Source organism: Dyadobacter sandarakinus (assembly GCF_016894445.1).
GTDB classification, from domain to species: domain Bacteria; phylum Bacteroidota; class Bacteroidia; order Cytophagales; family Spirosomataceae; genus Dyadobacter; species Dyadobacter sandarakinus.
Map to the genome: position 1 here is coordinate 1177630 of NZ_CP056775.1, position 22214 is coordinate 1199843.

The 22214-nt window shown below is 52.1% G+C and carries 14 protein-coding genes; 9 read left to right on the forward strand and 5 right to left on the reverse strand.

The annotated features are described in order from the left end of the window. The first annotated feature begins 20 nt into the window (after window positions 1–20). From HWI92_RS04730 to HWI92_RS04755, 6 genes are all read left to right on the forward strand, one after another. A complete protein-coding gene (locus HWI92_RS04730) occupies window positions 21–1427 on the forward strand; it encodes a sulfatase family protein (protein ID WP_204661083.1) in 1407 nt (468 codons plus the stop codon). A 151-nt stretch (window positions 1428–1578) separates the two neighbouring features. Next, entirely contained in the window at window positions 1579–5715 is a 4137-nt protein-coding gene (locus HWI92_RS04735) for a hybrid sensor histidine kinase/response regulator transcription factor (RefSeq protein WP_204661091.1), read from the forward strand. A 302-nt stretch (window positions 5716–6017) separates the two neighbouring features. Further along, the gene (locus tag HWI92_RS04740; protein WP_204661099.1) at window positions 6018–9236 is read left to right on the forward strand and encodes a SusC/RagA family TonB-linked outer membrane protein; all 3219 of its coding nucleotides are present in this window, start codon (window positions 6018–6020) and stop codon (window positions 9234–9236) included. A gap of 43 nt (window positions 9237–9279) precedes the next feature. Beyond that, a complete protein-coding gene (locus HWI92_RS04745) occupies window positions 9280–10905 on the forward strand; it encodes a RagB/SusD family nutrient uptake outer membrane protein (RefSeq protein WP_204661106.1) in 1626 nt (541 codons plus the stop codon). A 21-nt stretch (window positions 10906–10926) separates the two neighbouring features. Beyond that, window positions 10927–12096, forward strand: a complete 1170-nt coding sequence (locus tag HWI92_RS04750; protein WP_204661114.1) for a glycan-binding surface protein — start codon at window positions 10927–10929, stop codon at window positions 12094–12096. A gap of 29 nt (window positions 12097–12125) precedes the next feature. Continuing rightward, window positions 12126–14015 (forward strand): glycoside hydrolase family 44 protein, encoded by a 1890-nt coding sequence (locus HWI92_RS04755; protein WP_204661122.1) that lies wholly within the window; start codon window positions 12126–12128, stop codon window positions 14013–14015. A gap of 79 nt (window positions 14016–14094) precedes the next feature. Here HWI92_RS04755 and HWI92_RS04760 read toward each other — a convergent pair whose 3' ends face one another. From HWI92_RS04760 to HWI92_RS04775, 4 genes are all read right to left on the reverse strand, one after another. Further along, window positions 14095–14832: an SDR family oxidoreductase gene (locus tag HWI92_RS04760; RefSeq protein ID WP_204661124.1), complete on the reverse strand. Its 738-nt coding sequence runs from the start codon at window positions 14830–14832 to the stop codon at window positions 14095–14097. 70 nt (window positions 14833–14902) lie between these two features. After that, window positions 14903–15793, reverse strand: coding sequence for a helix-turn-helix transcriptional regulator (locus HWI92_RS04765; RefSeq protein WP_204661126.1), 891 nt, complete (start codon window positions 15791–15793; stop codon window positions 14903–14905). Then, the gene (locus tag HWI92_RS04770) at window positions 15790–16653 is read right to left on the reverse strand and encodes a phosphoenolpyruvate hydrolase family protein (protein WP_204661128.1); all 864 of its coding nucleotides are present in this window, start codon (window positions 16651–16653) and stop codon (window positions 15790–15792) included. The genes HWI92_RS04765 and HWI92_RS04770 overlap by 4 nt, the downstream gene beginning before the upstream one ends. A 31-nt stretch (window positions 16654–16684) precedes the next feature. Next, window positions 16685–17908: a Tm-1-like ATP-binding domain-containing protein gene (locus HWI92_RS04775; RefSeq protein ID WP_204661130.1), complete on the reverse strand. Its 1224-nt coding sequence runs from the start codon at window positions 17906–17908 to the stop codon at window positions 16685–16687. A 264-nt stretch (window positions 17909–18172) separates the two neighbouring features. Here HWI92_RS04775 and HWI92_RS04780 point away from each other — a divergent pair, with 264 nt between their 5' ends. The 3 genes from HWI92_RS04780 (at window position 18173) to HWI92_RS04790 (ending at window position 21288) form a co-directional block, all read left to right on the forward strand. Continuing rightward, a complete protein-coding gene (locus tag HWI92_RS04780; protein WP_204661132.1) occupies window positions 18173–19051 on the forward strand; it encodes a DUF1684 domain-containing protein in 879 nt (292 codons plus the stop codon). 100 nt (window positions 19052–19151) lie between these two features. Further along, window positions 19152–20573, forward strand: a complete 1422-nt coding sequence (locus HWI92_RS04785) for a tetratricopeptide repeat protein (RefSeq protein WP_204661134.1) — start codon at window positions 19152–19154, stop codon at window positions 20571–20573. Window positions 20574–20898: 325 nt separating this feature from the next. Then, window positions 20899–21288, forward strand: coding sequence for a hypothetical protein (locus HWI92_RS04790; RefSeq protein ID WP_229248911.1), 390 nt, complete (start codon window positions 20899–20901; stop codon window positions 21286–21288). 36 nt (window positions 21289–21324) lie between these two features. On the opposite strand, the gene HWI92_RS04795 is transcribed toward HWI92_RS04790, so the two are convergent. Next, window positions 21325–22164 (reverse strand): DUF4349 domain-containing protein, encoded by an 840-nt coding sequence (locus HWI92_RS04795; RefSeq protein WP_204661136.1) that lies wholly within the window; start codon window positions 22162–22164, stop codon window positions 21325–21327. Window positions 22165–22214 lie beyond the last annotated feature (50 nt).

Genomic DNA, 22214 nt, shown 5'->3' on the forward strand with positions numbered 1-22214 from the left:
AACCTATACCATTGATTTTCATGAAACGCCATTCTATTTTTCTAATAGTACCTGTTTTGCTGCTACTGGCAGTACCCGCATTTTCGCAAAAAACAAAACAGCCCAACTTCATCATTATCCTGGCCGACGATCTGGGTTACGGTGACCTCGGCATTTACGGTCACCCCACAATACGCACGCCAAACCTCGACAAGATGGCTCTCGAAGGTACGCGGTTTACACAGTTTTACGTAGCGGCGAATGTGTGCTCACCCAGCCGTGCTGCCTTGCTGACAGGCCGGCTGCCGGTGCGAAATGGCGTGTTTGGCACCAGTGCGGCCAATAAGGTGTTTTTTACCAATTCCACGAGCGGGCTGCCCAAGCGGGAGACTACCCTGGCCAAAGCCCTGAAAGGCCGCGGATATCAGACTGCGATTGTAGGAAAGTGGCACCTGGGCTCGCTTCCCGAGTTTTTGCCTACCCAATATGGATTCGATGCCTACTTCGGCATCCCGTATTCCAATGATATGGGCAGAGAGTCGTTCCGGACCGATGCGGATGGAAAGCCCGTGATCGCCAACAATCCCCGGTTGCCTTTGTACCGCAACACAGAGGTGGTCGAAACCGAGCCCGACCAGAACCTGCTTACCAAAAGATTTACTTCGGAAGTGACGGACCTGATCACTAAAAATCGCAGCAAGCCCTTTTTCATTTACTATGCCAGTCCGTTTCCGCACGTGCCACTGCATGCCTCGCCCGATTTTGCGGGCAAAAGCAAGCGGGGAATTTACGGGGATGTGGTGGAAGAGCTGGACTGGAGTGTGGGGCAGATTTTGAACAAACTGAAAGAACTTAAACTGGACAAAAATACATTTGTGGTGTTCCTGAGCGACAACGGGCCCTGGCTCATGAAGTCTCTGATCGATGAAAACGGAGGTTCGGCAGGCTTGCTGTACGAGGCAAAAGGGTCAACCTACGAGGGCGGCATGCGCGTGCCGGCCATTGCCTGGATGCCCGGAACGGTCAAAACTCAGGTTTCTTCCGCAGTTGCAACTTCAATGGATCTGTATCCGACGATCCTCAAATGGGCCGGGGCGGCAGCGCCGGCAGATACCCCGCTGGATGGAAACGACATCACCGGCATCTTCACAGGAAGCGCGGATAAGGTCACGGATATCGTGTATTATTATGAAAACAATGACTTGTATGCGATCCGGAAAGGACCCTACAAGCTGCATTTCAAAACCAATGCATCCTACTCGCAAAAGCCTGCTGCGGTGCATAATCCGCCGCTGCTGTACAACCTGGAACACGATCCTTCCGAAAAGTTTGAGATCGGCAGAAAGTACCCGCAGGTGATCGAAGAACTGACCGCAGCTTCCAAAAAGCACCTCGAAAGCGTCAAACCGGTAGATGCCGAGCTGGACAAGCGGGAGGCTAAGCAATAAGCTGGCGATACAGAAATCTGATGATGATTTATCCCTGTTCAAACCGATATGTTTGCCATGCGCAGGTAATTAGTTGGAGTATAGCCTCACATCCTTTAATTTTCTGGAAGTTAGAAATCGGGAAGTGATAAAAGGCTAAGTTTTTTGCGCCATGCGAAGTTGGGTCAGGTGTATTTGGTTGGTTTTGGCGGGTGTGCTGGGATGGGTGGAGGAAGGTATGGCTCAATCCGGAGAATACCAGTTTGCCCGCTACAACACCGAGCGCGGCCTTTCGCACAATCAGGTCAATTGCTTTCTGAAAGACAGCCGGGGATTTGTCTGGATCGGCACCGCCAATGGGCTCAACCGGTTTGACGGCTATAATTTCCGTGTTTTTAAACACGTTCAGGGCGACTCCGCCACTATTTCGGCTCATCAGATCAACGCGATCTTTGAGGATCCCCAGGGTTTCATCTGGATCAGGACGCAGCTGGGCTTTGATGTATACGACCCAATTACCGAGCGCATTGAGCACAACCCCGACCAGGCTGCGAAAAGGCTGGGCCTGCCGGATGCTGATTTCAGCCGCATTATAAAAACGCGCACCGGTGACTACTGGATTAACCATAACCGCCTCGGGCTGCTGAAATTTCTGACCCGGTCAAAAAAACTCGTCAAGGTTAAATTCACCCCTTCCGAAGATTCTTTTGGCACTTCCAAACGTCTGATCTCGGATTTTGACGAGGACGCACAGGGAAATCTCTGGGTAGTTTGCGACGAAGGTTTCCTGGCCAGGGTAAATGCAGGTTCCCACCAGGTTGACGTGCAGAGTGCATTGCTGCAAAACCGGAACAAGGGAAACTTGTCCAATCATAAAGTATTTGTCGATGATGACGGCGAGCCGTGGGTATACGGCGTCAAAGCGGCCTGGGGAGCTTTTTACTTTGATTTCAAAAACAATGCATTGCGGGTGGCCAATACAGCCGGGCCCGACTTCCGGCTGAGCAACAACACCGTAAGTGCAATCGTATCCGGCCCCGACGGGCGCATCTGGCTCGGCACCGATCATGGGGGAATCAATGTGCTGGATAAAAAAAGCAAGACGGTGTCCACGCTACTTTTTAACTCCGGCGATCCGAGGACAATCAGTCAGAACAGCATACTGGCCTTGTACAAGGACCCCACAGGCATGATTTGGGCCGGTACGTTCAAACAGGGGTTTTGCAGCTACCATAAGAATATTTTCAAATTTTCACTCATCCGGCATTCTCCCGAAAATCCGCGCAGCGTCCCGTTTAATGATGTCAATATGTTTGCCGAGGACCGGAAAGGGAACCTGTGGCTGGGTATGAACGGCGGCGGGCTCGTCTACTACGATCGCACGAACAACAGTTTCCGCCAGTACCGAAATGTGCCGGGCGATCCTAAAAGTCTGAGCAACAATGTGATTGTCAGTCTGTTTCTGGATAAAAGCAATGTGCTCTGGATCGGGACCTACTTTGGCGGTCTGAACAGCTTTGACGGAAAAACCTTCACCCGGTACCTGCATAATCCCGCAGATTCCACAAGCCTGATCGACGACCGCGTATGGGAGATATTCGAAGATTCGCAGGAACGATTGTGGGTAGGTACGCTGGCCGATGGTCTGGATTTGTTTGACCGGAAGAAAAAAACCTTCCGCCACTACCGCCGGCTGGCGCCCAATTCTGTCAGCTCCGATTACATTTCGGCCCTGCTCGAAGACCGGTATGGGAACCTGTGGATCGGCACGGCAAATGGTATTGACGTGTTGATGCAAAAAACGGGTCGGTTTGTACATTATGCTTATAAAGCAGGCAACCCGGGCAGCCTGAGCAGCGATGCAGTGACCTCGCTGGCCCAGGACCGATTCGGTAACATCTGGATCGGTACCGCCGAAGGCCTCAACCGCTACGACAGCCAAACCAATGCATTTGTATCCTATGGTACACGCCAGGGCCTGCCCGATAATTCAATCCTGTCGGTAGCCGTCGACGACATGCAGAACCTGTGGCTCGGCACATCCAAGGGGCTTGTCAGTATTGCCGTCAGCCGGCGTGCTGCGGGCATACCGGCCGCATTCCAGGTGCGCACATTCAATGAAGTGGACGGTTTGCAGGGGAGGGGCTTCAATGAAAATGCGGCCTTGCGGCTTCGCTCGGGTGAAATGGTGTTTGGCGGAGCGGATGGATTCTCCATTTTTGATCCGGAGCAAATTACCAATGAAGGGCTTTCGGGTAAGGTAATGCTCACTGACTTTCAGGTTTTTAATAAGAGTGTACAGCCCGGCGAGTTGTTCGACGGAGCGGAGGTGCTTCCTAAATCCATTTCCCTGACCGACCGCATCGACCTGCAATACAGCCAGAATGTATTTACCATTGAGTTTGCGGCCCTCAATTTTCTTCATCCTGAAAAAAACCACTACCTGTACACGCTCGAAGGTTTCAACGGACAATGGTTTGAAGCGGACAATACCCGCAGGGTGACCTACACCAACCTCGATCCCGGTACTTACACATTCAGAGTCAAAATGAAAGAGGGCGGCCAGGCGACTGAGCGCAGCCTGCTAGTGGTAATCGAGCCGCCTTTCTGGCGTACGCCCTGGGCTTATCTGCTGTATTTTCTGATCATTTCCGGTGCGCTGATGGTTGCACGCTGGATTTTGATTGAGCGTGAGCGCATGAACTTCCGGCTGGAACAGGAGCGCCGGTATGCGCAGCAGATGCATGAGCTGGATATGATGAAAATCAAGTTTTTTACCAACGTGAGCCATGAATTCCGTACACCGCTTACGCTCATGCTCACTCCGCTGGAAAACCTGCTGAAAAACATCCGTTCCGACCATGCCGTGCACCGGCAGCTTTCACTCGTGCACCGCAATGCGCAGCGTCTTTTCAACCTGGTGACGCAGATGCTCGATTTTAAAAAGCTGGAAGTGGAGGAAACTGCATTCCGCCCTGAGCGCGGGGATATCGTAAGGTTTGTACGCCAGATCGCGCAAACTTTCTCGGACCTTTCCGAGCACAAGCACATTCGCTACCGCTTCGAAACCGATATTGCGTCGCACTATACCGACTTTGACCAGGATAAGCTTTCAAAAGTGATGTACAACCTGCTTTCGAATGCATTTAAATTCACGCCGGAAAACGGGAAGGTGACCGTAAGCATGCAGATCGCCGGTCAGCAGGATGCTGAGGTGCTGGAAATCAGCGTGGCAGATTCGGGCATCGGGATTCCGCCGGAAGCTCAGGCGAAGGTATTCGAGCGGTTTTACCAGCACCCCATGCCCGACCATATCATGAACCAGGGCAGCGGGATAGGACTTTCGATTGCCAGCGAGTTTGTCAGGATGCATGGAGGAACCATTGATGTGGAAAGTACCGTAGGGGAGGGAAGCACGTTTACGGTGACCTTGCCTTTAGAAACTATATTGCCGCATACCCTGGATGCGCCGGTTCCAGGCGAGGAGCCGGACGCTGAGTCTACGACTGGGATAGAGATGCAACCGGAGAAATCTCCTAAAAACAAGCCGGTAGTATTGCTGGTGGAAGATCATGACGAGTTCAGGGCGTATCTCAAAGAAGTGTTTGAAAAAGAATACGAAATCCTGGAAGCTGCCAGCGGTAAAGCCGGCCTTGACGCAACCCTGGAACATATCCCCGACCTGATCGTGAGCGACGTGATGATGCCGGGCATGAACGGTATCGAACTCTGCCGGATGATTAAAACCGACCGGCGTATTTCCCACATCCCGGTGGTGCTGCTCACGGCACGGGCCGAGGAGGAGCAGCAATTACAGGGTTATCAGACCGGCGCCGATGCCTACGTGACAAAGCCATTCAGGCTCGACATTTTACAGGTACGTATCGCCAATCTGATCCGCCAGCGGAAACAACTTCAGCAGCAGTTTCAGCAGCATGTGGAGATCCGGCCGAGTGAGGTAGCGGTGCATTCACTCGATGAACAGTTTGTCAACAGTGCGGTGAAGGTAGTCGAGGAGAACCTCTCCAATGCAGATTTTACGGTAGAAGAGTTGAGCGATGCCATGTCGATGAGCCGCGTTTACCTCTATAAAAAAATATTGTCGCTCACGGGAAAAACGCCCATTGAGTTTATCCGCCACATCCGCATCCGCCGGGGTGCGGGCCTGCTGGAAAAAACCCAGCTCACCATCTCCGAGATTGCCTACCAGATCGGTTTCAACAATCCCAAATACTTCGCCAAGCTCTTTAAGGAAGAGTATAAAATGCTGCCGACCGAGTACCGGAGACAGCATGTGGGCCAGGAATAATACAACTTTTCAGCCTGATCCTATCATATCTCCCGGCGCACGTCCGGTAAGTACCAGCGCAGCCGCTTTGTGACCTAATCCTTCAAAAAATGTACTCAGGAGAGAAAGAATAGCCTGATTTTTCTCCTGAGTTTACAAATGATACCCCATTTGTAAACATATGACACCCTTGCTGCACATTTTTTAACGACACATTTGTCCAACTATTCATTCGATTTATACCAATTCCGGCATGTCGGCAAGTGAACACGGAAAAGTCTAAATCGTAGGTGGACCAATAGCTACTTAATAAACCAAACAACATGCAACAAGATTTTTACGAAACTAAGCGGGTAGGGCAGCGCATGCATTTTCTCGCTGGTTTGCTGCGACCGCTCCTTTTATCACTGGGGTTGATGTGTGCGGCTGCGGGTGCCTTCGCGCAGGGAAATGCAGGGAGAACCATCACAGGTACCATCGTTTCGGCGGATGGTGACGATGCGATCCCCGGGGCGAGTGTGGTGGTAAAAGGTACTTCCAACGGAACAACAACCAACACGAAGGGTGAATTTACGATTGAGGCGGCTGCAGGCAACACCCTTGTTTTCTCTTTTATCGGGTACGAAACGCAGGAAATTGCTGTGGGTAACAAAACCAGAATCGATATCAGGTTACAGGAAAGCATTGCGTCCCTTGACGAAGTAGTGGTCGTAGGCTACGGTGAAATGAAAAAAACCGATGTATCGAGCTCGCAGGTAACTGTGTCGGGCAAAGATTTGAGTAAAACCATCAATACCTCGCTCGAACAAGGCTTACAGGGCCGGGCGGCCAACGTGATGGTGCAGCAAAATTCCGGTCAGCCCGGTGCAGCCCCGTCCGTAGTAATCCGTGGGCTGAGCTCCCTGACGGGTACGACGCAGCCTTTGTACGTAATCGACGGGGTGCAGATCAAGCCCGACAATATGCGTGACGACCCGAACAACCGTCCGTCGGGTTTCTCCAACATCCTGTCGAGCATTAACCCGGACGATATCGAAACGATTAACGTGTTACAGGGACCTTCCGCAACGGCCATTTACGGGGCGGTGGGTGCAAACGGCGTGGTCATGATCACGACGAAGCGCGGAAAGGCGGGCGAAGCGAAAGTGAGTTTTAACTCCCTCGTGACCCTGCAGGCCGAACCGAGGCACATTGACGTGATGAACCTGCGCGAATATGCACAATTCAGGAACGAAGCTGCTGCTGTGGGAAGTACTGCCACCGAGCCGCAGTTTGCTGACCCGTCGGTACTGGGTAATGGTACCGACTGGCAGAGTGCATTGTTCCGCCCCACGACCCTGCAGAAATACTCGCTGGGTCTGAGCGGCGGCAGCGATAAGACTACCTACTACCTATCAGGTGAATATTTCAATCAGAAAGGCATCGTGGAGGGTTCGGGCTTCAAACGCTACAATAGTCGTTTAAACCTGGAAAACCAGACCCGCAGCTGGCTCAAAATCGGGGCCAACCTGAGTGTGGGTATTACGGAGGAAAAAGTAAATACGAACAACGGAGGGATCATCCAGCTTGCATTGGACCAAAACCCGAGCGTAGCAGTAACCAACCCTGACGGCAGCTGGGGCGGACCCACTTCCACGCAGTTTCAGTTTACCAACCCGGTGATGATCTCTAAGATCTACAATGATTACAACCGTCGTACTTCCATTCTCGGCAGCATTTTTGCAGATGTAAAACTCGCCAAAAACCTTACCTGGCACACAGAAACAAACGGCAGTGCTGAATTTCTGAAGTACTACTCATTCCACCCGTCCTATACCATCGGTGGTTATGTGGTGTCGCCGGATGCAGCTACTTCGGTACGCTCGGTCAACACCAACACCTGGTGGAGCCTGCACAGCCGGCTGACCTATGATCTGAAACTGGGTCGTCATGGCGTAAACATCATGGCGGGCCACGAGGCGCAATCGTTTACCTACGAGTCGCTGACTGCCAGCCGGAAGAAATTTATCACCAATACGATCGAGGAGCTTTCAGGAGGTGATGCCTCGGTGATTTCCAATGTGAGCAATAGTTCGGGTAAAGGTGCGGGAGCCCGGGAGTCGTATTTTGCACGTGTAAATTACAATTTCAACGAGCGTTACTTTTTGCAGGGAACATACCGGCTCGACGGGTCATCGGCATTCCGTGAAGGTCGCCGCTGGGGCAATTTTCCCGCTGTATCCGTAGCTTGGCGTGTTTCCGAGGAGCCTTTTCTTAAAAGTGTGAATGCGATCAACGACCTGAAACTGCGGTTTGAGATCGGTCGCTCGGGTAACCAGGGTAGCGGAGGGAATGCAATTTACTCGACCCTGCAAACCGTGCCTACGGGTTGGGGAACGGGCTTCCTGGCGTCCAATTTTGCCAATGAATTCCTGACCTGGGAAAAGGACGATGTCATCAACGGCGGTCTCGACCTGCATATGTTCGGCAACCGGGTGGAACTGATCGTGGATGCTTATATCAAAAATATCACAAGCCTGATCACGGTGAATTCCTATCCGTTTACCTATGGCGGCGACATCGCTTACTCGCCGGGTTACCTGAGCTGGCCCGCGGTAAATGCAGGCTCCATGAAAAACAGGGGTATCGGTCTTACGCTGAATACGGTGAACATTGACAAAGGGGGCGTATACTGGAAAATGGGCGTGAATCTCTCGTTCGACCGCAATAAGGTAAGCTCACTTTTGAACCCGATCACACCCGTGTGGAATGCCACGTCAGTAGGTTTCAAGACGGAAGTAGGACAACCGGCCAGTATGATCACAGGCTACATAGCGGATGGCTTGTTCCAGGATGCGAATGATATTAAAAACCATGCGATACAAACTTCCAACGGTGAGCTGACCGTGAACCCCGCGACAGGTACCTGGGTAGGGGACACCAAGTTCCGCGACCTCAATGGTGACGGTGTGATTGATGCACAGGACCGCACGGTGATCGGCAATCCCTGGCCGAAGTTTACATTAGGCTTCAACAACAATGTATCCTTCAAGAACTTTGAGCTGAATGCATTTCTGACAGGAAGCTTTGGAAATGATATTCTCAACTACCCGCGCTACCGTGCTGAGATCCCGGGTAACGGAGGTGTGTTTGGCAACCAATGGAAATCAGTAGCCAACTACGCGCGTCCAAGCACCTACGAAGCCGGCCAAGCTGAAACCGTAACCCTGACTAACCCGGGCAACACCATCCCGCGGATCGCACCCGGTGATCCGAACGGTAACAACCGGATGAACACCAACTTCATCGAAGACGGAAGCTATGTGCGCCTGAAAAACATTACGCTCAGCTACAACTTCCCGAAATCGCTGCTGAAGAATTTCTTCATCCGCGGACTGAAAGCTTCGGTAGGTGCGCAAAACCTGTTTACCGTTACCAAATACAAAGGCTATGATCCTGAAATCGGTATGGTGACGTACGGCGGTACCATTATGGCAGGTATCGACACAGGTCGCTATCCTTCCGTACGCATGTATTCTTTCGGTTTAACGGCTGATTTTTAAGCAGCTCTGTCCAAGTCAAAAATTCTAAAGAGAATAAAAAGATATGCAATTCAAAATCAAACTCATAGCAGCATTCAGCGCCCTGATGCTCATGCAGGGATGCAGTGAGGACTTCCTTGACCGCCCGCCGCTGGACGCACTTACCTCGGGCAATTTTTACAAAACCGATGCCGAGATCCTGGCAGGCACCGCGCCCCTGTACAACATTGTCTGGTTCGACTTCAATGATAAAGCGAATATGGCCTTTCAGGAAGCTCGGGCGGGTAACCTCAACTCAAACGACCGTACAGCCTACATCAAGCATGCAATTCCGTCTACAGACGTAGGTACGCTCTTGCCGGGTTACAAGTCTTTTTACAAAATCATCGCGCAAAGCAACAATGCCTACAAAGCCATTAGGGAAGCGACGGGCAGCACAGCATCCGACGGCGTGAAGTCCCAGGGATTGGGCGAGTGCCGGTTTATGCGTGCCACGGCTTACTACTACCTGGTAACAAACTGGGGTGCTGTACCCATTGTGTACGACAACGTGGCCCAGCTCAACGAGCCGCCCGTGCGCAACCGCATTGAAGATGTTTGGAAACTGGTGATTCAGGATTACCGCTATGCGGCTGAGCACCTGCCGGTAACGGCCGACCAGGGTCGTCTTACGCGGTACTCCGCGGAGGGTATGCTGGCGCGAATGTACCTGATGCGCGCGGGATTGAACCAAAACGGAACCCGAAGCCAGTCGGACCTCGACAGTGCGAAGTATTATGCGGAAAGTGTGATTACAAAAAGCGGTCTTTCGCTGGCACCGACGTACGGTGAGCTTTTTGAAAGTGCAAACAACAATTCATCCAAGAACAATTCGGAAAGCTTGTTTGCATTGCAGTGGATGCCGGTGAGCAATCCCTGGGGCGTCAACAACTCCTTCCAGGCTTACTTTGCGTACGATGCCAACATTACCGGTACAGGCGACGGCTGGGGCGCAGCACAGGGACTTTCAGCGGATCTTGTAAAATATTTCACAGACAACCCTGCAGATTCAATGCGCAGAAAAGCCATCGGCATGTTCGACAGCGACGTTTACCCCAACATCCAGAAGGCAACCGGCGGTCTGAAATACAACAGACCGGCTGCTTTGTCGGCGATTAAAAAGTACATTATCGGCGGTCCGTCCGATAACGGTGGGCTCGGCGGGTTTATGGCAGCCAACATCAATTCCTATATGCTGCGGCTGGCCGAAGTATACCTGATTTATGCGGATGCCGTACTGGGCAATAATACGACTACTTCGGATGTAAAAGCTTTGGAATACTTCAATGCGGTGCGTAAACGGGCGGGTATGCCAAACAAAACCTCGCTGACATTTGAGGATATTTTCCAGGAAAGAAGGATTGAGACGGTGTTTGAAGGCAACTCCTGGAACGAAATCGTTCGCTGGTACTATTTCAATCCTGCCAAGGCGATTGCCTATACAGCCAAACAGCAAAAGGAAAACTATACCATGTCGTACGTACCGGGCTCGACCAACCCGAAGAAGTATACCGTAACGTACTCTCCGGTTGAGTACTACCCGCTGTCGGCCAATACATTATACCTGCCTTTTCCGGAAGCCGAGATCGTGAATGCACCTTCCCTGAAGGCCGAGCCGGTTGCATTTGATTTCAGTAAACTAGTTGACTAACCCTACCAAACTACGACATCCATGAGTTTTAAATATATGTTCAGAACAGCCCTGGGATTGGTGATGGCAGCAGGAATGCTGCTCTCCATGCAAAGCTGTAACGATGACGATGTGGACGGTGCGCCGATGATCAGCAACGTGCGCCTGCTCGATCCCACCAAAGCCGACAGTTCCCTGAATGCCGCTGAGCCCGGTAGCCTGATCGTGATCCAGGGCCAGAATCTGGGTAGCGTTCTGAAGGTTTATTTCAATGATTTTGAAGCAAACTTCAATGCCGCACTCGGCAGCAACTCAAATCTTGTTGTTACTATTCCTGCCAATGCACCGACCAAGGCGGTGGATGCGGGCGTGTCCAACAAGATACGGGTGCAGACCAGGGGCGGAGAGGCAACCTATGATTTTGTGCTGACGGCACCTACGCCGGTTATTTCAAGTTTGTATTCCGAGTTTGTAAAACCGGGCGGAACGCTTACGATCCGGGGAGATTACTTTTATAATATCAAATCCGTGAAAGTTGGCGGCACAAGCCTGCAGATACTGAGCAGCTCGGTCGATCAGATTACCGCCAAAATGCCTGCTGCGGCCGTTTCAGACATAGTTACGGTTGAGGGTGAGTTTGGTACGGCCCGTACCGGCTACAAGATCAATGATGCTATGACAGGTAATATGGTCAACTTCGATATACCTGCCACGACCTGGAATGCAGAGGTTTGCTGGGGTGCAGCCCCGATCATCGCCGCTACCGACCCTGGCTCGATTTCAGGTAAGTTTTCAAGAATCAAACAAACCAAGCTGCCGGCGACGGGTTATGCAGACGGCTGGGTTTTCTCAACCTGTACTTTTGACTTCAAACTCGCAGCCGGTGCAGCAGCCGACAGGCAGTTCAAATTCGAGCACAACATTGCGGAGCCCTGGAAAGCCGGGAAGTATGACATCACCATTACCGCAGGCGGCAGTGAGTATGTGTACTCGTTCCAGCCCTGGAACTCCACGGAGTATGCCGCAACCGGTTACCAGACCAATGGCTGGAGAACGGCTGTGATCGAGCTTTCCGAATTCAAGAATGCAGGCGGTAATACGATCACGGATGTTTCGAAAGTGACGGATCTTAAAGTGTTGTTCAACAGCCCGGATGTGGCGATTGCTTCATTCAATGGAAGTGTAGATAATTTCCGGATTGTAGCAAAATAGGCTGTTCAAGGCAGCTAAAATATATTCCGATGGGTAAATTGCTGATCCTGCTGCTGGTGTTCTTACCGCAGGCTGTCCTGGGGCAAATCAAAGTTACCATTGACGCCGGTACAGCGGTAAAAGCGGTGTCACCCTACCTGTACGGACGCAATAATTCCTTTACTCCCGACCCCGGCCGGACCTTATCCGAAGTGGATCTGGTCCGGCTGCGGGATGCGGGAGTTCGTTTTTTCCGGGAGAGCGGAGGTAATAATGCAAGTAAGTACAACTGGCGCCGGAAGCTCGCCAGCCACCCAGACTGGTATAACAATGTGTATGCCGCAGACTGGGATTATGCGGCACGGACATTGCAGCAGCATTTTCCAGATGCGCAGGGTATGTGGGCATTTCCACTGCTGGGTTATGCGGCAAAGACCGGCGTAGCCAACTTCCCGGATTGGGAATACAACCGTTCCCAATGGTGGGAGGGGGTAAACCAGAACCTGGCCGGCGGCGGCGAACCTGCTGCAACCGGTACCAAAGCAAAGGTCGGGGGGAATACCAACTTGTACCTTGAAAAATGGTCTGCTGACAGTACCGTTGGGATCCTGGACCATTGGTTCGGGTCCGAAGGCATCGGATTGAACCCGGAGGGTATCCGCTACTGGAATATGGACAATGAGCCGGAAATCTGGTCGGGCACACACGATGATGTAATGCTCAACCAGCTTTCTCCTCAGGAATTTATGCAGCGGTATTTCGAGGTCGCCCGCAAGGCGCGCGCAAAGTTTCCCGGGATTAAGCTAGCAGGCCCGGTAACTGCCAATGAATGGCAATGGTATAACTGGGACGGAAAGCCTGTAACCGAAAATGGCAAAACCTATCCATGGCTTGAATATTTTATCAAATCCATTGCAGAGGAGCAGGAAAGAAGTGGCGTGAGACTACTGGATGTGCTCGACATTCACTTTTACCCGAGTACAAAAAAGACCGAAGAAGTGGTGCAGCTGCATCGCGTTTTCTTTGACCGTACCTACATTTTTCCCGAAGCCAATGGTGTAAAAACCATTACCGGCGGATACGACAACACGCTGACCCGCGAATATATTTTTGCCCGGTGCAATGAGTGGCTCACGCAATACCTGGGTACTGGGCATGGCGTCACGCTGGGCCTCACCGAGACGGGTATTGATGAAAGTATAGCCCCATCCGTCACGGCAGTCTGGTATGCTTCCACGCTGGGGGAATTTATGAAAAACGGCGTGGAGGTTTTCACTCCCTGGACCTGGAAAACGGGGATGTGGGAAACATTGCATTTATTCAGCCGGTACAGCCAGCCGGATTTCCTGCAGGCTGTTTCCGAAAATGAAACGCTTGTTTCCACTTACCCTACCTTGAATGCGGCCAGAGATTCGATGACGGTGATCCTGGTGAACCGTTCTGCCGCGCAGCAGCAGGTGCATAGCGAGTTGAATGATTTTGTTGCGGCCGGGAGCAAGGCACCGGTTTATACCCTCGCGCAGCTTCCGGCTACGGAAACATTTTTTTCCCATACCGAGAATGCATTGAAGGAGTCGGCAGTGGATGTGAGCGGCAGTACGTTCGGCATTTTGCTTCCGCCTATGTCTGTATCAGCGGTGGTATTGCGGGGTGGGGGAGTCATTACCGGCATGGCACCGGAGACGGAAATTATGCAGGTTTTTCCAAATCCCAGCCGTGAAAGTTTTATAGTAAAGTGGACCCGCGGCAATTTTGAAACATTGCAAATGACGGATTCCCGGGGACGGATCGTGTTTGAACAGCAGCTTGACAAACGTGAGCGTGAAGTTAGACTAAAGCCTAAACTCAGTTCCGGTACCTACCTGATCCGACTGGTTGCGGACGATGGGAAAAGTACGGTGAAAAAGGTTGTTTTGGGGAGCCACGGATACACGGATTGACACGGATTCGATAAAGCAGTGACGGCTAGGCACACCGGATTTCGGAGCGCCTGGCCGTCATTCGTTTACCTTCAACAGTTTACCAGGGACTTATGCCGGTTTCAGGCGCATTATCATTGCTAAAAAACTGACCTGTGGGACCGTTCTCATCCAATGTTGCTGCTTTTACCAGGCGGGCTGCGGCATCAGGTACAGTACCCGGACCACTATGATGGTTGAAGTCCGTAGCCGTATAGCCCGGATCCACCGCATTTACCTTAAAATTCGTATCCCGCAACTCATACGCGAGCATGATGGTATAACCGTTCAGCGCTGCCTTGGAGCTTGCATAGGCTACCGGCTTCACCGGGTAATATTTCCAGGAAGGATCGCTGTGGAGCGTCAGCGAACCCAGGCCCGACGTTACATTGACGATCCGGGGCTCAGACGATTGATGCAGCAGGTCCATAAATGCCTGTGTAGTTTCAATTAAACCAAAAAAGTTGGTCTCGAATACATCCCTGAATACGCCGGTACCCGCATCGAGCGCGGTTTGCGGGTAACTTCCGCTGATGCCGGCATTGTTGATCAGCACATCCAGCACGCTGGTCTTGCTGCCGATGGTCTGACGCGCAGCCTGAATAGAGCCCGCATCCGTAACGTCGATCGTGATAGGTTCTACCTGGTCGAGTCCTTCGGATTTCAGCTGATCGGCTGCCTCCCGGCCTTTTTGCGCATCGCGGCTTCCAAGGTATACATAGTAGCCTTGCTGCAATAACTGGCGGGCGGTTTCAAATCCGATACTTTTATTGGCTCCGGTTATCAGTACTTTTTTCATTTTCGTTATTTTTTGTGATGTGACAAAATTACTGCCGCCTTCCATTTCGCCTGAAACACATTTCGCGGTATTACTGGTACATTTCCCGGGTAGCCGCCCGGTACTCCGCCGGTGTCAGGTTTGTTTCGCGCTTGAAGAACCGGTTGAAGTACGAAGCGTCCGAAAATCCCAGCTCGAATGCGATTTCCTTGGACGAATGCCGGGTATGAAACAGCAGGCGCCGGGATTCGAGCACGAGCCGCTCATGGATGTGCGCGATGGCCGGCCTGCCGCTCTGGGCTTTGACCACCTCACTCAGGTACCCGGCTGACACATGCAGCAGTCCGGCGTATTCACTCACCTGGTGCAGCTCGCGGAAATTTTCGCCAATCTTTCCATGAAATTCTTTTAGTAAGATCTTATCGGTCGACACTTCGCTGCTTTCAAACTGTTCCGTATACAGGCGGCTCAGGTAGGTGAGCAGGACGGTCAGCCAGGCAGTCAGCATGCGTTGCTGCCACTCGCCGGGGCTCCGGTACTCAGCATGTATTTTTTCAAGCATATCCTCAATGAAAGCCACATCAGCGTCGGTCAGCAGGAGCTCATGCGCATTCCGGGGATTTTGTATCAGCGGCAGCTTGCTGAGGGCCGCATTTTCCTGCAAGGCAAGAAACTCCTTTGTAAATGCAACGGCGGTCGCCCACATAGGTTTGGGCTCCTCCTTGACGGTGAGCTGATTAGGTACGAACACATACATCGTATGAGGCCTGGTGACGTACGGTGTCATGTCAACCCAATGCCTGCTGTTGCCCTGACGGGTAAAAACGAGCAGGTAGTAATCTTTCCGGTGAGGCACCAGCAGTTCTGACTGGTGTGTCAGCGCACCTTCAAACCGGGCCATGGTAAACAACCTGCCGCCGATGACCGGGTCTTGCTCCAGTGTATAAGTGGGTACCTGCTGGTCGGTGTTAAGAACATTCATTTTTGAAGCGTAATACTTTTAAAATCCCGTGTCAGGTCTGTGAGAGACTGCTCAATGCCCATACGTTCCAGTGAAGAGGCACCCACAAAGCCATGCACGTTGGTACGGGAAAGGATGTGGCGCACATCGCCGGGCGTATTGACCGGGCCACCGTGCGTCAGGAAGAATATATCGGGATTCACTTCACGTCCCGCGTCCGCGATCTGCTGCGTTCTTTCGGCTGCATAGTCCATGGACACCGCGGCACCCGTCACACCAATCGAGCCGCCTACCGTGGTACCTACATGCGCCACAATGGCGTCTGCGCCTACTTCGGCCATCTGGCGGGATTCTTCGGGAGTGGATACATATACGATCGAAAACAGGTCCATCATGGTTGCAAGGCGGATCATCTCCACTTCTTTGGCGAAGCCCATGCCCGTTTCTTCCAGGACCTGCCTGAAATGTCCGTCGACAATGCAATGCGTGGGAAAATTGTTGACGCCTGAGAATCCCATTTCTTTCACTTTCAGCAGGTGGTGCCACATCCGGCGGCGTGGGTCGGAGCCATGCACGCCGCATATTACCGGAACCTCTTCCACGACGGGCAGTACTTCAAATTCTCCGATTTCCATGGCCACGGCATTGGCATCCCCGTAACCCATCAGCCCGGCGGTAGACCCGTGCCCTGCCATCCTGAACCTGCCTGAGTTGTAGATGATAATCAGGTCAGCGCCACCTTTTTCAATGAATTTGGCACTGATCCCGGTTCCGGCTCCGGCGGCAATGATGGCCTTGCCCTCGTCGATGGTCTTTTGCAAACGCGCTCTTACTTCCTGTTTTGTATAGGGATTTCCTTTCCCCGTCCATTGATTTGGCATGTTGTATCAGAATGTGCTTAAATGATCATTTTTATTTTTTTACTATTTCCAGCAGCGTGCGGACCAGTATCTCTGCAAACGCAGGATCATTGATATGCAGATCAGCCTCAATGATCTTTACCTTGCTCCCGGCATGCTGCCTGATTGCCTGAAACAAGACAGTATCAGCCTCAGGGTTGTAAAATATTCCGCCGGGGGCATCAACCTGGGAAATACCCTGCTGGGGGATCACGATGGCCGCAGGCGCTTCCGACCGGCTCACTTTTCCGGCCAGCCTTTCTCCCAGTATGCTGTTTTCTTCCGGGTTGGTCCGCATAAGCGTTACATCCGGTGCCCAGCTGTAAAGCTGGCGGTTCCGGAAGCGCGCAGGTACGGTGTCGGGCTGCGCAAAATTGACCATATCCAGACATCCGGGTACCACCACCTGAGGAATTCCCATTTCAGCCGCAGCGGTCAGCCGCTCTGGTCCGGCGCTGCAAATGCCTTCGCAGAGGTCGTCGGCCAGCTCGGTTGTGGTCACGTCGAGTACTGCATCAAAGCTTCCCTCGCGGATCAGCGCCTCCATGGTTTTGCCTCCTGTGCCGGTCGCGTGAAAAGCCATTACCTCGTAACCTTCCAGGTTGAGCAGCTTGGTACACTGATCCACGCAGGCCGTGGTGTTGCCGAACATACTGATGGCCACGCAGCCGGCAACTTCCTGATCCTGCTGCACGGGCACGTTCGCCATGGCGCATATTGCCGCTGCGGCTTGCTCCACGAGCATTTTCAGAATGTGGTTCATGCCGGCCACGTCCACAACCGAGGGCATTAAGGTAATGTCCTTGTCGCTCACCTGCCGGGAGAGATCCTTGGCGGCGAGTGTGGTCAGGCACAATTTGGGAATGCCCAGCGGAACATGCTGCATGGCTGCGAGCGCAATGTAGGTGCCTCCGCCGCCGCCCATCCCGATCACCGCCTTGATTTTTCCCTCTGCCACAAGTCTGGCCGTGACCCTGGCAGCACCCCGGCCCATCACATCAATGGCTTTGCCGCGGTCACGTTCCGCGCGCAGCCGGTCAAGGTCGTAGTCGCCTTCCGTGGCAATGGTTGCTGCCTCAAATTGTACTTCAAAGGCGTCGGTAGTGCCGTAAACACCTGTGTTCATCATAATTACCTGCTCACCCTGTGCCAGGACATGCCTGCGCAAATGTGCAAAGACGCTGCCCTTGGTGTCAAAGCAGCCGATGATCAGAATGTATTTTTGTTGCAGATCCATAGCGAACCGACAAGTTAAATGACAAAATCAGAAACTACTACGCGTTTGCGGCTGGTGTGAGAATATCTTTAATTTGACCGCCCGGGGTGGTGTTTGTTTAGGTAAAAATTGCTGGCTTGTGCCGCGAGCTTGGCTAATTATTATCCTATAAAAGTTGTAGACTAGATAGTTTATGTAAATTTGCAGCAGGGTACAGGTTCGTACCGGATCTTTCCTGCGCAGAGGGGCAGGTTGATCATTTTATCCCGTATTACCGGTCATTTTATGAAGTACAAAATACATTATCTGTTCGTGCTTGCGGCCGTGCTTTGCTCGTCCGCATTTACCCGTAACGACAATGCTTATGAGCAGGAAATCCGCGAGTGGCATGCCCAAAGGATTGAGCACCTGAAACAGGAATCGGGCTGGCTGAACCTCGCGGGGCTGTACTGGCTGCATGAGGGCAGCAATACCTTTGGTGCGGATGAGAAAAACGACATCTTGTTCCCGAAAGAACGAAGCAAACCTTTTCTGGGAGAATTTGTACTCAACAAGGGCAACGTTACCCTGCATGCCGGTCCGGGGGCTGAAATTTTCAATGGCGACCAGCCGGTAACCAGTCTGGATATTTTTCCTGGCGGAGAGGCAGTTACACTGAAACACAATTCCTTGCGCTGGTTCGTCATCAAAAGAGGAGACAAGTACGCGATCCGTTTGCGTGACCTCGAAAGTCCGTATCTGAAAGAATTCACCGGCATCGACCGATTTCCGGTTGAAACGAAGTGGCGCGTAAAAGCCCGCTTTGAGCCTACAACCGGTCGTACTGTCGCTATCACAGATGTTACCGGCCGGACCGACGAGCAGGTATCGCCGGGCAGACTGGTATTTACCAGAGATGGACAGGAGTACAGCCTTGATGCCGTAGGCACTACCGATGAGCTCTTCATTATTTTTGCCGACCTCACAAATAAGACCGAAACTTACGGATCCGGACGGTTTTTGTACTCGTCTGTTGAAAAAGATGGCTCCGCCTGGCTCGATTTCAACAAGGCGATCAATCCGCCCTGTGCGTTTTCACCCTACGCAACCTGCCCGTTGCCGCCTAAGCAAAACAAGCTGGCACTGGCCGTGAAGGCCGGTGAGATGCGCTACGGAGAACATTGAGGCTCAGGCTCGCACCGGCAGCGCTATCGTAGGAAAGTGACGTTACTGCCGCCCGGCCTTGCCGGATTTATTATCTTGCATAAAATCTGAATACGTTTTTATGTCTGAAATAAATGTGACCGCTCAGCCTGACGGGCAAAAATCCATTGCAGTCCTGCCGTTTGCCAACCTGAGCCAGGATATGGAGCAGGAATATTTCAGTGACGGAGTTACCGAGGAAATTATCAATCTGCTCAGCCGCACGCCGGGGCTGAAGGTAGCCGGCCGTACTTCTTCTTTTACCTTCAAAGGAAAAAACCAGGACCTTCGCAGCATCGGGGAACAGCTGGGTGTGAGCCATATCCTGGAAGGCAGCGTGCAGATGTCGGGTAACCGCATCTGTATCACAGCCCGGCTCGTCAATGCGGCCGATGGGCAACACCTCTGGTCTGACCAGTACGACCGTGAGATTGCAGACATTTTTGATATACAGGATGAAATTGCGCTCTCAATCCTGCGGCAGGTGAAAGTGCAGCTGTTTGGCGAGGAGCCACGCGCCACATTCAAGCGCTATACAAATAGTCCGGAAGCTTACCAGCTATACCTGCACGGGCGGTTTTTTCATAATAAATTTGCCGGAACCACCGAGTTTAACAAGGCAATCGGCTACTTCCAGTCGGCACTCGCCATCGAGCCTGACTATGCAATCGCCCACGCCGGCATTGCCTCCTGCTACCTGAACATGTGGTTTTACAGGCTCATGCCGGCTTCCCGCGCAATCCCGCTGATGACCGAAGCCACGAAGCGTGCATTGGAGCTGGATCCCGACATTGATGAAAGCTACCTGGCACTCGCGCGTATGCACATGCTCTACGAGTGGGACTTTGCCAGTGCGGCGCAGGCATTCGAAAAAGCCCTGGCATTGAACCCCAATGCGCCCGAACTGCACGGCCAGTACGGGCTTTATCTCGCACTGACCGGCAATACGGCGGATGCACAGGAACACATTGCGCAAGCCTTGTCGCTGGAACCGTTTTCCCTGATCAACAACTTCTACGGCGGTTACGTGTACTGGATTGCGGGTGATTTCGGTAATGCGGTTGCGCAGGGCAGAAAGCTTGCCGCACTCGACCCTGCTTTTTGGGGCGGGCATATGATCACAGGCCTCAACCTGATTACCCTGCAGGATTATGCGGAAGCACAGGAAGCACTGGAAACTGCGATGGAGATCAACTATAATGGCATAACGCTCAGTGCCTGCGGCGCTTTGTTCGGCTTGTCCGGCGAGCCCGAAAGCGCGCATGATATACTGACTCAAATGGCCTCGCTCAGCAAATCGCAGGTGGTATCCAACTACGATTTCGGCATTGTGCATGCCTGTATCGGCGAGTCGGACACGGCAGTGGCGTACTTTCAGGCTGCGGTAGACAAGCACGAGCCTCCGATGCTTTTTTTCAGGTACATTGCGCGTGACTGGCTTGCGGGCGACCTGGCGGACGAAAGGTACCATGCATTAATCGACAGGGTTGCAGGCATGCATTGATCCGGCGGACTAACTTCTTTCTTTTCCAGCTGGTATTCCAGGATGTACTATCATAGTAGAATTTTATTCGTGACAAATATTAAACTATAAAATTGGTAGACTAAATAGTTTAATTAAATTTGCACCACAACCACCACCAATTAAGGCATTCGCCTTACTGACGATCATTCATTCAAAATCTGAGCTTTCCGATCGGGATTGACGTATCGGGCGTATATCGGTGCAGGATAGACAGGATACCCGTCTCAATCGGGTCAGATATGGGGAAGAAAGCAGGGCAATTGAGAAAGTGAAGGAGCCATTTGAACATACAGAATCAACATACATGCAATACGAACAAATTATCCGGCTGGCGGTTAACCGCGAGGTGAAGATACAGGTAACAGGAGCACACGGGAAAAAACGGAATGCAATCACGATCACACTTGATTTTTTTATAAAAAACCATCATGAAAAGGATTTCACCCCGCTTATAGGTGTCAATCATCCGCAGTACTGGAAATTCAAAACCTACTCCGCAGAGAAATCGCAATACCTTCAGCTGGAATACAGCGGCGTGTCGCGGGCACAGCTGAACAAAGTCCTGGATGCATTCAAGGCACAGTTTGATCCTGAAACAACCTTTGAGTTCAGCGCGGATATCGGGAAGAGGATCAAGTACCTCAAAGGCCTTCGGGTGACGGCACAAAGTGTCAGGCAGCTCGCAGCGGGATGAAAACGCAGGGTTGCAGCTTCCGGGATAGCAGTCCTGCTAGTCGTTTGCCGGCGATTGCAATGCTTTCCGGCGCTTCCGCTTCTTTATAAATGCATTTGAAAGCAGGTAAATGACAGCACCGGTGAGCAGAAAAGGCCAGAGACTGATGAGCACAATGATGAAGGAGAGGAAGATGTCCCAACCTTTCCTGAAAGCAGGCACTACTTCACGGAAAAAACCGCCCGGGGCAACATTTTCTTCGTAAAAAATAATGGTCAGGGTAGAATATTGCATCTGATCGCCCAGGTACTTCAATTGTCCCTCTGTCGACTCAATTTCGGTACGTATGGCGCCGAGCTCTTTCTGAATGTTGAGGATATCGCCCACTTTTAAGGCGGAGGCCAGTAGCTGAAGGTACCTTTTTTCGATGTCCTTTTTTGTTTTCAGGCGTGCTTCAAAGTCGAGGTACTGTGCGGTGACGTCTTCCACATGGATCTTCTTGTAGTCGAAATGGGCAACATTCCGCGTAGCCGCAGTCAGAAAATCGTCAAATTTCGCGGCTGGGACTCTTACAGCGATGGTGTACTGGATCTTGTCCGGAAAGCTTTGCTGCTCATCACGCCCGACGTAGGCCTGGCTTGCAGTCACGGCCTGCAGGATCTGTTTTCTGGCCTTTTCAATGTCATCCGTCTCAAACTCTACGTTCCCGGTCTTGATCAGCTGTCTGGCAATCTTAGGTTTATCATTCTGGGCCGGAGCCGGATTATTCTGTGCATCGACAGGAGGAGGAACCTGCATCATTAGGGCCACATCCTCGGTTACAGCATTATTTCCCTGTTCATTCGCGCAGGAAAAGCAGCAGAACATGCAGACCAGGACTAGTAACGTGTGCTTCATATTGCGGAGGATAGGTTAAAGACTGCAAATTCGTTGCGGCCTGCGAGTAC

Bases quoted from the DNA above. Each gene is read 5' to 3' on its own strand.
- HWI92_RS04780 (WP_204661132.1), top strand. From the start codon at position 18,173: ATGAAGTACAAAATACATTATCTGTTCGTGCTTGCGGCCGTGCTTTGC.
- HWI92_RS04755 (WP_204661122.1), top strand. From the start codon at position 12,126: ATGGGTAAATTGCTGATCCTGCTGCTGGTGTTCTTACCGCAGGCTGTC.
- HWI92_RS04735 (WP_204661091.1), top strand. From the start codon at position 1,579: ATGCGAAGTTGGGTCAGGTGTATTTGGTTGGTTTTGGCGGGTGTGCTG.
- HWI92_RS04775 (WP_204661130.1), bottom strand. From the start codon at position 17,908: ATGGATCTGCAACAAAAATACATTCTGATCATCGGCTGCTTTGACACC.
- HWI92_RS04745 (WP_204661106.1), top strand. From the start codon at position 9,280: ATGCAATTCAAAATCAAACTCATAGCAGCATTCAGCGCCCTGATGCTC.
- HWI92_RS04790 (WP_229248911.1), top strand. From the start codon at position 20,899: ATGCAATACGAACAAATTATCCGGCTGGCGGTTAACCGCGAGGTGAAG.
- HWI92_RS04750 (WP_204661114.1), top strand. From the start codon at position 10,927: ATGAGTTTTAAATATATGTTCAGAACAGCCCTGGGATTGGTGATGGCA.
- HWI92_RS04795 (WP_204661136.1), bottom strand. From the start codon at position 22,164: ATGAAGCACACGTTACTAGTCCTGGTCTGCATGTTCTGCTGCTTTTCC.
- HWI92_RS04730 (WP_204661083.1), top strand. From the start codon at position 21: ATGAAACGCCATTCTATTTTTCTAATAGTACCTGTTTTGCTGCTACTG.
- HWI92_RS04765 (WP_204661126.1), bottom strand. From the start codon at position 15,793: ATGAATGTTCTTAACACCGACCAGCAGGTACCCACTTATACACTGGAG.
- HWI92_RS04785 (WP_204661134.1), top strand. From the start codon at position 19,152: ATGTCTGAAATAAATGTGACCGCTCAGCCTGACGGGCAAAAATCCATT.
- HWI92_RS04740 (WP_204661099.1), top strand. From the start codon at position 6,018: ATGCAACAAGATTTTTACGAAACTAAGCGGGTAGGGCAGCGCATGCAT.
- HWI92_RS04760 (WP_204661124.1), bottom strand. From the start codon at position 14,832: ATGAAAAAAGTACTGATAACCGGAGCCAATAAAAGTATCGGATTTGAA.
- HWI92_RS04770 (WP_204661128.1), bottom strand. From the start codon at position 16,653: ATGCCAAATCAATGGACGGGGAAAGGAAATCCCTATACAAAACAGGAA.